Raw genomic sequence first — 12,743 nt, 5'->3', positions numbered from 1 at the left:
ACGCACATGACGTGCTAGTGTCGACATTGCGACAGGACGTCGCGTTCTTGTCGACGCGGTCCTTTTCGCCCTCCTTTTTAAACACACACTTTAGAAAAATAGTTCTTTAATTAAGGCTGATAAGAAGATGTTTGCTAAAGCAATTGGGAGTAGAACTTTCCAGCCGAATTCCATGAGTCTGTCCGCACGTAAACGTGGGAATGTGGATCGGAACCAGATTAAAACAAATATGACTAAGCTAAATTTCAAGGAGAACCAAACAGCACCTGGAATAAAGTCTAAGAAGAGAACTGGCTTCCAGCCACCTAAAAATAGAACGGTTGTTAATGCGGCCATCGCAAACATATACACATATTCTGCAAGCATAAAGAATGCCCAACGAAATCCTGAATACTCAATATGGAAACCAGCAACAATCTCTGATTCTGCTTCAGGTAAGTCAAATGGAACACGGTTAAGCTCTGCAACAGACGCGATGAAAAAGACAATAAAGGCAATAGGTTGTGCAAAAATAAACCAAACCTTATCCTGTGCCTCCACAATATCGAAAAGATTCAAGCTACCAGATAGTAAAATAACTCCGATGACGGACATCACCAGTGGAATCTCGTAGGAGATCATCTGTGCTGCAGCACGCATTCCTCCCAATAGGGCATATTTGTTATTGGATGCCCACCCACCAGCTGCAATTCCAATCGTTGTAAGACCAGAAACAGCAATGTAATACAGCAATCCCACTCCAATATCTGCAAATCGATAGCTATCTGTGAACGGGATTGCTGCAACAACCATAAAGGCTGGAGCAAATGCAAGTACTGGTGCGAGAATAAATAATGGACGGTCCGCCACCTTTGGGATGACATCCTCTTTAATGAGAAGTTTTAGGACGTCTGCTACGGTTTGTAAGAGTCCCCAACGGCCCCCTGTCTGGTTTGGTCCTTGACGAGCCTGCATAAATCCCATGACTTTACGTTCTGCAAGGATTGCATAGGTAACAAATCCTAAAATAACAAAAAGCAAGACGGTTGCCAGTAAAAAGAAAATGCCAAAATTCTGCCAACTCGGAGGTGAATTTAGTAGGTTTTCCATCATTAGCCGTCTACCTCCCCGAGGACAATGTCAATTGCACCTAAGATCGCAATCAAGTTCGCCATGTTTTCACCTTTTAATAGTTTCGGGAGGATTTGGAGATTGTAGAATGATGGACGTCTAATTTTCATACGATAGGGTTCCTTTTTTCCATCACTCGCAATATAACAGCCAATTTCCCCACGTGGTGATTCAATACGTACAAATGCTTCCCCTTTTGGTGGTTTGATAATTTTTGGAACTTTCGCCATGATGGGGCCTTCCTCTGGGAATTGTTCCACGGCTTGCTCGATTATTTTAAGAGATTCCTCAATCTCTGCCATTCGACAATGATAACGTGCCCATGCATCTCCTCCATCTCTTGTTGGAACATCAAATTCAAAACGGTCGTAGATCGAATATGGCTCATCTTTTCTAAGATCCCATTTCACCCCTGTACAACGGAGGTTCGATCCACTTAAAGAGTAATTTAGAGCGTCTTCCTTTGTATATTTTCCAACGCCAATGACACGGTCACGGAAAATTTCGTTTCCTGTAACTAGCTGGTGATAACCAGGGAGCTGTGATCTCATATATGGAACAAAATCTTTTACTTTTTCAATCCACCCTTCAGGCGCATCCCATTTCACCCCACCAACCCGCATATAGTTAAAGGTTAGCCTTGCACCAGAAAGCTCTGTTAATAGATTAATAATCATTTCTCTTTCTCTAAACGCATAAAGGAATGGTGTTGTTGCTCCGATATCAAGTAAATAGGTTCCCCACCATACAAGGTGGCTCGCAATTCGGCCTAATTCCATCGCAAGCACCCGCAAATATTCAGCACGTTCTGGAATCTCAATATTCATCATGGTTTCAACTGCGTGACAAAGCACATAGTTATTGGTCATTGCAGATAAATAATCCATCCGGTCTGTATATGGAATGATCTGCGTGTATTGCAAATCCTCCGCAAGTTTTTCGGTACCACGATGTAGATATCCAATTACGGGTGTAGCTTCTTTGATGATTTCTCCATCAATTTTAACAACGAGACGGAATACACCATGCGTACTTGGATGCTGTGGTCCTACATTGAGGAGCATTTCTTCGGTACGAATCATATGCTACACCTCCACATCAAACGGTTCATAATCTTTTCTAAGTGGATGTCCCACCCAGTCGTCTGGCAGTAGAATTCGTGTTAAATTCGGATGCCCTTCAAACGTAATCCCGAGTAAATCATAGGCTTCACGCTCTGGCCAATTAGCACCTTCCCATAGAGGTTGAAGAGATGGAATTAATGGTGCATCACGGTCTATCTTTACTTTTAACGCAACAGATTGACGGTTTTTATAAGAATATAAGTGAACATATATTTCCATATGTGTTTGAAAATCTGTGCCATGTAGTTCTGATAAATAATCAAATCCAAGCTGCTCATTATACCTTAAAAACTGTGCAATCTTAAAATATGTATCTGGTTTTGCAACAAGTGTTGGCACATCTTTTGAAAGGTTATTAATATATGAATCTTCTAAAACATGATCACCTAGGTGCTTTGTAATCACGTCGACATATTTCTCCAAATATTTTTGGTTCGGTGACGGTTTTACCTCTTCTGGATCCTCGTTTGCCCCACCCGCAGCAGCTTTTGCCCTTGCTGCTGCCGCTGCTTTAGCCTTGGCTGCCGCAATCGCTTTAGCTTTTTCCTTTGCTAAATCGTCTGAGCCACCACCAGCTGCCGCTTTGGCTTTTGCTGCTGCTGCGGCCTTTGCCTTCGCCGCTGCAACTGCCTTTGCTTTCGCCTTAGCTAATTCATCATCATTCAATCCTTCACCAGACTTTTCAGCCGCTTTTTGCTTCGCTAGCGCTGCGGCCTTTGCCTTTGCCGCTGCTACTGCTTTTGCTTTCGCCTTGGCTAATTCGTCATCATTCAACCCTTCACCAGACTTTTCAGCCGCTTTTTGCTTCGCTAGCGCTGCGGCCTTTGCCTTTGCCGCTGCTACTGCTTTTGCTTTCGCCTTGGCTAATTCATCATCATTCAACCCTTCACTGGCTTTGGCTGCCGCCTCTTGCTTCGCTAGCGCTGCGGCCTTTGCCTTTGCCGCTGCTGCTGCTTTGGCCTTTGCTGTTACTTTATCATCGGAGTCGGATGATTCTGCGGATGCCGATTCTGCTGCCTTTTGTTTTGCTAATGCTGCGGCTTTTGCTTTTGCGGCTGCAGCAGCTTTTTTCTTTGCTAAATCAATATCTCCCTCTTCTGATGATTCTGAACCTTTACCGGATACCGCTTCCGTTTCGGCTAGCTGCTTTGCCTTCTGCTTGGCTAACGCCGCTGCCTTCGCCTTTGCAGCTGCTGCTGCTTTCGCTTTGGCAAGGTCGATATTTTCATCATTGGATTCCCCTTCACTTTTCGCCTCAGCCGCCTTTTTTTCGGCTAGCCGCTTTCTCGCAGCTTCCTTTGCCTTCTGGGCAGCCTCCCGCTTTAATTGCTCCAGGTCCTTTTCTTCGCTCACGCTAAATCACCTTCTTCCCCGTTTTAGCCTCATAGCGAATCTTCTCTTTCAATTTATTAATCCCGTAAATAAGTGCTGCTGGGTTCGGCGGACAGCCAGGAATATACACATCAACTGGAACAATTTGGTCTACACCCTTTACAACCGAATACGACTTCACATAAGGCCCCCCAGCTGTTGCACAAGAGCCCATCGCAATCACCCACTTTGGCTCTGGCATTTGATCATACAAACGCTTTAAAACAGGTGCCATCTTCTTCGTAACTGTACCCGATACAATCATACAATCAGATTGACGTGGAGACGTCCTGAAAAACGAACCGAACCGATCTAAATCATAATGAGATGAACCTGTCCCCATCATTTCAATAGCACAACAAGCCAGACCAAATGTAAGTGGCCACAATGAATTACTTCGCGCCCAACCTTTCACCTGCTCCAGCGTCGTCAAAAATACACTTCTCTTTAACTCTTCCATCTCTAAATCTGAAATGCCATCCATTTTTAAATCCATTTTAACACGCCCTTCTTCCAAGCATATACTAAGCCGATTACGAGCATAACAACGAAAATCAACATCTCAACTAATGCAAAAATTCCGAGCTTTTCGTAGGCAACAGCCCATGGATATAAAAAGACAGTTTCAACATCAAAAATAACAAACAATAACGCAAAAATATAATAACGTACATTAAACTGCACACGAGAATCATGGAACGGCTCAATCCCACTCTCATAAGTAGTAGCTTTCTCCTTACTCGGTGCATGCGGGCGCAGCAACTTCCCCAAAAACAGCGCCACAATCGGGAGTATAATACCTAACAACAAGAAGACAAACACAATCAAGTAACTATTAAAATACTGATTCAAAAGATCCCCCATTTAACCCCCTCCAATATCCCCAACATTTTATTGACAAAATATTTAAAATGTAACCGAATACATTATAGCATTTTACCCAGCCCAGTGTCGACCGAACCCTGCACATATTCACCGAAATTCCCATTTCTGACAAATGAAGAAAAAATGAGCTGGGAAAGCTTGCTTGACCATGCCATTTTTACTTCATTTGCAGTTTCAGCCTTGGCTGAAATGATGAAACTTTAGTTTCATCAAAATGGGAATATCCCTATTTTAGTAGAATCAAGTCACTGATTCAGTCGACACTCGGCCCCCTCCCTAGCCAAAAAGGCCGAAGGCTTTTTTGGCGTACTTACCTAATTTTCTACTTGTAACGAAGTTGCAGCCTTTATTACTCAATATCACATAAGCAAATCAGCCCGCATTAACACCTCGAATCCACTTTTAACAAACAACAACTTCACATCTAATATGTACTCATGCCTATACAGTTCATATTTATCTTAATTTAGTCAAAATGGAAAATTTCCTATCTTACTAGAATCAAGTCACTGATTCAGTCGACACTCGGCCTCCCTCCCTAGCCAAAAAGGCCGCAGGCTTTTTTGGCATACTTACTTAACTTAATTCATCTACTTGTAACGAAGTTGCAGCCTTTATTACTCAATATCACATAAGTAAATCAGCCCGCATTAACACCTCGAATCCACTTTTAACAAACAACAACTTCACATTAAAAATTGTAACGAAGTTTGCCCCATCCCACACCACACTCACTCTTTCAATTTCATCTCCTTAATAAACGGAGTTCCCCTCGATTTTCCAACGTTTTTTCCTCTTCATCCTCTTAATGAACGGGATTTCTCACGAGTTTCAAACGGCTTTTCCCCTTCATCACCTCAATGAACGGGATTTCTCACGAGTTTCCAACCGCTTTTCCCCTTCATCCATTCAATGAACGGGATTTCTCACAAGTTTCCAACCGCTTTTCCCCTTCATCACCTCAATGAACGGGATTTCTCACAAGTTTCCAACCGCTTTTCCCCTTCATCCCCTTAATGAACAGGATTTCTCACGAGTTTCCAACTACTTTTCCCCTTCATCCCCTTAATGAACGGGATTTCTCACGAGTTTCCAACCGCTTTTCCCCTTCATCACCTCAATGAACGGGATTTCTCACAAGTTTCCAACGACTTTTCCCCTTCATCTATTCAATGAACGGGATTTCTCACGAGTTTCCAACGACTTTTCCCCTTCATCTCCTCAATGAACAGGATTTCTCACGAGTTTCCAACGACTTTTCCCCTTCATCTCCTCAATGAACGGGATTTCTCACAAGTTTCCAACGACTTTTCCCCTTCATCCACTCAATGAACGAGATTTCATAGGAGTTTCCAACGACTTTTCCCCTTCATCCACTCAATGAACGAGATTTCATAGGAGTTTCCAACGACTTTTCCCCTTCATCTCCTCAATGAACGGGATTTCTCACGAGTTTCCAACCGCTTTTCCCCTTCATCTATTCAATGAACGGGATTTCTCACAAGTTTCCAACGACTTTTCCCCTTCATCCCCTTAATGAACAGGATTTCTCACGAGTTTCCAACGACTCTTCCCCTTCATCCCCCCAAAGAACGGACCCACTTGATTTTCTACCAACTTCTCATTCTAAATATCTCAAAAAGTATTGTTTCTCCTCACATAACCCATTCACCTAACGGCTCCAGTTGGACCACTTGCGAATAAGTTTCAAAGTATCGGTACAAATTCGCTGTTCATATCTTAGCAGAAAACCAGAGTGAGATTTCCACTACATCCATTCCCCCTAAACACTTCATATATCATTTATAAAATTCTTCTATACTTATAGACTATTGTCCAATAACGAAAATTATCAATTTAAATTTAAAATCATTGTTCAAAAAGATAAATGCTTGGGATTATAAATCTAAAAGGCTAATAAATTAGTTTTTACTAACTAATGCACCTTACTTCTATTCAAAATCCTCCCCCTTTTCTCTTACTAATTTCTAAAGGATCTCATAACAAAAAATAGATTATTTAGAATTGAATGGTAAAGTTATAATCAGAGGTACTTATCATGAGAAATCATTAATCCAGCTACTATTTTTCAAAGAAATGGGGAGATAAGGCATGTTTCCAATATTAGAAACAGAGCGATTACACCTAAGAGAGATCACTATGAAAGATGCTGATGGCATATTCGCTTGTTTTTCAAACAAAGATGTAACGAGATATTATGGGCAAGAAACTTTAGAACGGATTGAACAAGCAGAGGCGTTTGTAGACTTCTTTGCAAACAGCTTCAAGGAGAAAAGGGGAATACGGTGGGGAATCGAAATAAAAGGAACCGAAGGAATAATTGGGACCATCGGATTTAATGCTTGGTCTCCTAAACATCGACGAACTGAAATTGGTTACGAAATACATCCCAATCATTGGAGAAAAGGGTATGCCTCAGAAGCCGTATTAAAAGTTATTCAATATGGTTTCGATGAACTACACCTTACTCGTATAGGGGCCGTTGTTTTTATAGATAACGAAGCTTCAAATCAATTGCTCTACAAGTTGGGATTTCAAAAAGAAGGTGTTCTCAGGAACTACATGTATCAAAATGGTTTGGCCTATGACACAAATGTTTATTCGTTACTGAACAATAAGTGAAACTAGGGATTTTACATAAATAGGAGGGTACTCCTTGAACCACTTTTTTTGAATATAACTGCAGAATAAGAGATGATTGGTTTAAGTGGTGCAAGCAATTAACGGCAGAGGATTTGTAAAAAGAACAAACAAGGGGAGTAGGAAGTATCCTATCTACTCTTTTTCATCTTGTAGATGTCGAGTATAGTTGGATTCGCGGGATTCAAGTGAAAGAGGAGTTCATCTTACAGTTTGCAGATTTTCGTTCGCTTGATATGGTTAAAACTCTATCTGACAAATTACGAAGGGAAATAGTTGAAATTTTAATCACGGATTTAGATGACTCAAAAGGAAAGGTTATAAAAGTTCCTTGGGATAAGGAAAGTTACTCGGTGGATGACATCTTGCATCATATCATCGCACATAAAATTCATCATATTGGACAATGATCCAGTTGGTCGAGAGAGTTGGAACTCCAATCTGTATCAGCAAATTTTATCGGAAAGAAGTTAAATTCTATCCATTCTTATAAACGTAACATGCGATTGTAAAAGGAAAAAGGACACGGCAAATTGGTGTATCAATGTCGTGTCCTTTAGGACTCACTTAGATTATGGCAGTCCCATTTACTCTCTTACTTTAACTGTAACCTCTAACTCATCCAAAAAGTTCGGTGCATTTTGTTTATAAGTCACTATTTGAATGTCATTTTCCGTCACATCTGCGTCAAACTGGATTTCATATTGATTAACAGCGTCATCTACACGTTTTGGTGTTTGCTCCTGATGGATTTCTTCTCCATTCTTATCTTCAAGTAGAATACTATTTGCCTGCCAAAATGCATCCGCACCATTTGTTTTGACTAGGAGGGTTACAATCCCATCTTCGCTTTTCATATCTAATACCGTTATTTCTCCGATTTCACCTTGTGAGAGAGTCACGTTTTCCCCTGCCCACTTAGCTTTCACATACTCAACATTCTCATTCCCTACTACCAAATATGGCTTTATCGTTAGTGAACGTGGAATTTCTTCAAAGGGTTCGAAGTAATAGGTCATTGACTGCACTAACTTGCCGTCTTTTTCAGGTCCTCCTAGGCCACCTCCACTTAAAGGCTGCAGTACTCGCCCTTGATCATCTACTACCTGATAGTCTAACCATTCATACTTTTTATTCTCAAAAGTATGAACATCCATTACCTGACGAAATGCGATTTCTGTGCTCGTTGGATAGAATGTTACTTTATCTACATGCATCGTAAGATCATCCGTTTCTACTGTCTGATTAACAAGAAATGAGCGGTTTTCACCCTGTTTTGTAATCTCTAATTCCAGATTAAGAGCACTATCTTTTTGGGAGCCGATTCCAAGGGTAAACTGATCTGGTAAAGAATCATGGATGCGAATACTAATGATGCCCGCGTAATCTCCGTTTTCTAGCTCCTTACCGTTTGCACTCATTCCATAGCTAACACCCTTCCCATCGATGGTGAAACGTATATCCGATAAAAAGTCCGTTGATAACATATCCTTCTCTTGTGTGTATGATTCTATTAGATACCCAATGTGAATCTTTGACCCATCATAGAGGCTTTCTGTAAATGTAATAACTTGGCCATTTATTTCAGCCTGCTGGCCTAATAACGTGGTAAGTCCCTCTTTTTCACCCTTCTGCGTCCCGACATCCCCAACCATTTTGAAAATAGAACCTATTACTGGTACTGACCTCATTGTTTCAGCTACAGTTGGAGACATATAAGAGGCTCCAAACATTAGGGCTCCAATGATTAATACTGCAGCGGCCGAAGAATAAAGGCGAAAATAAGACTTCCTTTTGGGTAGGGACCCGAGTGTATCAGATATACGTTGTTCCACACTTTCAGGGAGCCGGGGATTTGCTTTCATCTTCATTTGTTTTTCCCATTTTTCCATCTAACTTCGCCCTCCTTTGCTTCCCAAATTTCACGCATTTTTTCGCGAGCACGCCGTAACCTCGTTTTCATTGTATTTTCTGGTACTTCAAACATATGAGCTAATTCCAAAACCGAAATTCCCTCAATATGAAAAAGCTTCAATAATTGTGATTGCTCTTCTGGTAGTTTGCTAAGCATCTGCTCCAGCTCAACTTCCTCATAGCCCTTTTCTTTTATTTGAGGTTCCAACCACTCTTCCATGTTTAGCACATTCTTTTTTTGTCGCAACAGTTGGTAGCATTCATTTAAGACAATTCGGCATAACCAGGTTTTAAAATATGCAGGTTCTTTTAACGTCTCTATTTTTTGATAGGCTTTAATAATGGCCTCTTGAATTGCATCGGCACAATCTTCATCATTTGAAAGTACGGTTTTGGCAACTCGATATATCAAAAGCTTATGGGCCACTATTAATTTTTCAAAGGCCGATTTACTTCCCCGCCTTGCCTTTTTCACTTCCTTTACAATATCCAAAGTATGATCTCCCTTCCGAGTCAGCCTATTCCTTAGATACAAAAAGTAGACAAAAGGTTTCATGAAAAATAAAAAAAGATAGATGCAGCTACTACATCTATCCTACGTTTTTTAAAAGAAAACCAATAGTAATACCCCAACAATAAAGCAATAATAAGTAAAGTAAACCAATTTCCCGTGTTTCATGATTCCCATAAACCATTTTAATGCAAAATAGGTCATGATAAGGGTGGCAATGAATGCTGTTAAATAAGGTACAGCAAGGTCTGCCTTATTCGGTTCATTCATGAAGTCAGAAAATCCAAGTACCACACCACCTAGACTCACTGGGATATATAACATAAATGAAAAGCGAAGCGCGGTTTCCTGTTTCATTCCTACTGCAATGGCAGAAATAATCGTTGCCCCTGAACGGCTTATACCAGGTGTTAACGCAACAGCCTGTCCAAGACCCACTAGAAGTGCATCCTTTGTTGTAAGATCATGATCGTCTTTTTTACCTTTCATATTACGAATAAGCCATAAGGCAATTCCCGTTACAAATAACATTAACGCAATGGTTGTCATACTTACATTTTCTGCAATAAAGTCATTTAATAAAACTCCAAGTACACCAGCAGGGATTGTTCCAATCACAATAAAGCAAGAAAAACGAAAATCACTTTTATAACGTCGTTCTCTCGTCTTTATGTAGTTGAAACTATTCACAATCAGTCTGACAATATCATTTCGATAAATAAAGACAATTGCTAGTAGAGAAGCTGTATTCGTTAAGATTGCAAATGTGAAACCTTGTTCACCTAATCCTAAAATTTCACTAGCAATCATAACATGTCCACTAGAAGATACAGGAATCGGTTCTGTAAAACCTTGAACAAGTCCAATTATAATCATTTTTACTAGATATATAAAATCTAATTCTCCCATAATAACCTCCGTCAAAAAATAAATCACCCATTAAATCTATATTTAATAGACACGTATTTGATTATACACCTGATAGGGTCATTGACCAAGTTAAGATTTTCTTAATATTACACTGTACCCTAAGGCCTATAAATTGGGCTGCGTATTTTCTATATTCACTACGGCGCTGAAATTCCCACCCTACCCGTGTTCATACGAATCTATCAACAATCATTTTCTTCTTTCAACTTTTGCAGAAAATCCGAGCATTTAAGGGTAATCACAAAAACCCCCAACAGCCATTGGCCATTGGGGGTTTCATATTCATACATATTAATATTTGTTTTGTGTTACGTTTAATCGATTGATGGCACGTTTTAATGCGAGCTCAGCTCGTTTAAAATCGATATTGTCTTGTTTCGCCTGCAAGCGTTGTTCAGCACGCTTTTTCGCTTCGGTAGCACGTTGAACATCAATCTTCTCAGCTGTTTCAGCAGCTTGAGCCAGGATTGTAACTTGATCAGGACGAACCTCGAGAAAGCCTCCACTTACAGCCACAAGTTCAGTGTTGCTTCCCTTCTTAAGTCTAACTGCCCCTACTTGAAGAGGAGCAACCATAGGAATATGTCCAGGTAAAATACCAAGCTCACCACTTTGAGCTCTAGCACTTACCATTTCCACATCAGCTTCATAAACTGGGCCATCAGGAGTCACGACATTGACTTTTACTGTCTTCATTTTATACCCTCCTAGGTCCCGTTAATTAGGCTTCAACACCCATGCGCTTTCCAGCTTCTACTGCTTCTTCAATTCGACCAACTAGACGGAACGCATCTTCAGGAAGATAGTCGTACTTACCTTCTAGGATTTCCTTGAATCCACGAACAGTTTCAGCAACTGGTACGTAAGAACCTGGTTGACCTGTGAACTGTTCTGCAACGTGGAAGTTTTGAGATAAGAAGAATTGGATACGGCGCGCACGGTGTACGACTAACTTATCCTCTTCACCTAACTCATCCATACCAAGGATTGCGATGATATCTTGTAGTTCACGGTAACGTTGTAATGTTTGTTGAACTTGACGAGCAACTTCATAATGTTCTTCTCCAACAATTTCTGGAGATAACGCACGAGAAGTAGATGCCAATGGATCCACCGCAGGGTAAATACCCATCTCTGAAAGTTTACGCTCAAGGTTAGTTGTTGCATCTAAGTGAGCAAACGTTGTAGCTGGAGCCGGGTCCGTATAGTCATCGGCAGGAACGTAGATCGCTTGAATCGACGTTACAGATCCAACGTTTGTAGAAGTAATACGTTCTTGTAATTTACCCATCTCAGTTGCTAATGTTGGTTGATAACCAACCGCAGATGGCATACGTCCAAGTAGGGCTGATACTTCAGAACCTGCTTGTGTGAAACGGAAAATGTTATCGATGAAGAATAACACGTCTTGTCCTTGCTCATCACGGAAGTATTCTGCCATTGTAAGACCTGTTAGAGCTACACGCATACGAGCTCCTGGTGGTTCGTTCATTTGTCCGAATACCATCGCTGTTTTTGAGATAACTCCAGAATCTTTCATTTCATAATATAAGTCGTTTCCTTCACGAGTACGCTCACCTACACCAGCGAATACGGAAATACCACCGTGTTCTTGTGCGATGTTGTTGATAAGCTCTTGGATAAGAACGGTTTTACCAACTCCCGCACCACCGAATAGACCGATTTTTCCACCTTTGATGTATGGAGCAAGAAGGTCAACTACCTTAATACCTGTTTCAAGAATTTCAACCTCAGTTGAAAGTTGTTCAAATGTTGGTGCTTCTTTGTGAATTGCATCACGACGTGCCTCAGCAGGAATTGGTGCATCAAGGTCAATATTTTCACCAAGTACGTTAAATACACGTCCAAGTGTTACATCTCCAACTGGTACAGAAATTGGTTTACCAGTATCAGTAACCTCTAATCCACGTACTACACCGTCAGTAGATGACATCGCAACTGTACGTACAGTGTCATCACCTAGGTGAAGCGCAACTTCTAAAGTTAAATCAATATTAACTTCATTTTCATCACGCGCAGTATGTTTAATCGTAAGGGCGTTATATATCTCTGGAAGATGGCCGCTGTCAAACTGTACGTCTACAACAGGACCCATAACTTGGGTAACGCGTCCTTTTGTCATCGTTTTCCCTCCTAACTTACTTTTGGCGGTCATTCAAAACGTTTCGTACATTTTGATTGCCTAATCTATAAATTCAAAGCTGTATATGACTTAT

Annotated in this window: 11 protein-coding genes and 1 pseudogene; 2 read left to right on the top strand and 10 right to left on the bottom strand. The window is 40.9% G+C overall.

From position 1 onward, the window contains the following. Nucleotides 1-90 precede the first annotated feature (90 nt). From nuoH to ACWPVE_RS10290, 5 genes are read right to left on the bottom strand one after another with little or no spacing between them, the layout of a single operon-like run. The gene (nuoH, locus tag ACWPVE_RS10310; protein ID WP_453993028.1) at nt 91-1,092 is read right to left on the bottom strand and encodes an NADH-quinone oxidoreductase subunit NuoH; all 1,002 of its coding nucleotides are present in this window, start codon (nt 1,090-1,092) and stop codon (nt 91-93) included. After that, a complete protein-coding gene (locus ACWPVE_RS10305; protein ID WP_453993026.1) occupies nt 1,092-2,192 on the bottom strand; it encodes an NADH-quinone oxidoreductase subunit D in 1,101 nt (366 codons plus the stop codon). Before ACWPVE_RS10305 ends, nuoH begins: the two co-directional genes overlap by 1 nt. Before the next feature lie 3 nt (nt 2,193-2,195). Further along, the gene (locus ACWPVE_RS10300) at nt 2,196-3,587 is read right to left on the bottom strand and encodes an NADH-quinone oxidoreductase subunit C (protein WP_453993024.1); all 1,392 of its coding nucleotides are present in this window, start codon (nt 3,585-3,587) and stop codon (nt 2,196-2,198) included. Nucleotide 3,588: 1 nt separating this feature from the next. Then, nucleotides 3,589-4,101: a NuoB/complex I 20 kDa subunit family protein gene (locus tag ACWPVE_RS10295; RefSeq protein WP_449538053.1), complete on the bottom strand. Its 513-nt coding sequence runs from the start codon at nt 4,099-4,101 to the stop codon at nt 3,589-3,591. After that, nucleotides 4,092-4,469: an NADH-quinone oxidoreductase subunit A gene (locus ACWPVE_RS10290; protein WP_453993021.1), complete on the bottom strand. Its 378-nt coding sequence runs from the start codon at nt 4,467-4,469 to the stop codon at nt 4,092-4,094. The genes ACWPVE_RS10295 and ACWPVE_RS10290 overlap by 10 nt, the downstream gene beginning before the upstream one ends. A 2,133-nt stretch (nt 4,470-6,602) precedes the next feature. Between ACWPVE_RS10290 and ACWPVE_RS10285 the strand changes: the two genes are divergently transcribed. Both ACWPVE_RS10285 and ACWPVE_RS10280 read left to right on the top strand, forming a co-directional pair. Continuing rightward, nucleotides 6,603-7,133, top strand: a complete 531-nt coding sequence (locus ACWPVE_RS10285; protein WP_453993019.1) for a GNAT family N-acetyltransferase — start codon at nt 6,603-6,605, stop codon at nt 7,131-7,133. A 65-nt stretch (nt 7,134-7,198) separates the two neighbouring features. Continuing rightward, nucleotides 7,199-7,663 (top strand): annotated as a pseudogene (locus tag ACWPVE_RS10280) (DinB family protein). A gap of 75 nt (nt 7,664-7,738) precedes the next feature. Here ACWPVE_RS10280 and ACWPVE_RS10275 read toward each other — a convergent pair. The 5 genes from ACWPVE_RS10275 to atpD form a co-directional block, all read right to left on the bottom strand. After that, complete coding sequence (locus ACWPVE_RS10275) at nt 7,739-9,043, bottom strand: DUF4179 domain-containing protein (RefSeq protein ID WP_453993017.1); 1,305 nt, start codon at nt 9,041-9,043, stop codon at nt 7,739-7,741. Further along, nucleotides 9,019-9,558 carry an RNA polymerase sigma factor gene (locus tag ACWPVE_RS10270; RefSeq protein WP_453993015.1) on the bottom strand — a complete coding sequence of 180 codons (540 nt, stop codon included), beginning with the start codon at nt 9,556-9,558 and terminating at the stop codon, nt 9,019-9,021. Before ACWPVE_RS10270 ends, ACWPVE_RS10275 begins: the two co-directional genes overlap by 25 nt. Before the next feature lie 111 nt (nt 9,559-9,669). Beyond that, nucleotides 9,670-10,485: an undecaprenyl-diphosphate phosphatase gene (locus tag ACWPVE_RS10265; protein WP_453993013.1), complete on the bottom strand. Its 816-nt coding sequence runs from the start codon at nt 10,483-10,485 to the stop codon at nt 9,670-9,672. A 312-nt stretch (nt 10,486-10,797) separates the two neighbouring features. Continuing rightward, the gene (locus ACWPVE_RS10260; RefSeq protein WP_453993011.1) at nt 10,798-11,202 is read right to left on the bottom strand and encodes a F0F1 ATP synthase subunit epsilon; all 405 of its coding nucleotides are present in this window, start codon (nt 11,200-11,202) and stop codon (nt 10,798-10,800) included. A 25-nt stretch (nt 11,203-11,227) separates the two neighbouring features. Continuing rightward, on the bottom strand, nt 11,228-12,649 hold the full coding sequence (gene atpD, locus ACWPVE_RS10255; RefSeq protein WP_453993009.1) for a F0F1 ATP synthase subunit beta: 1,422 nt from the start codon (nt 12,647-12,649) through the stop codon (nt 11,228-11,230). Nucleotides 12,650-12,743: the final 94 nt, after the last annotated feature.

The sequence above is a fragment of the Bacillus nitroreducens genome (assembly GCF_964021195.1).
The sequence above is the reverse complement of the archived record's forward strand: the minus strand, read 5'-3'. Positions and strand labels throughout refer to the sequence as shown.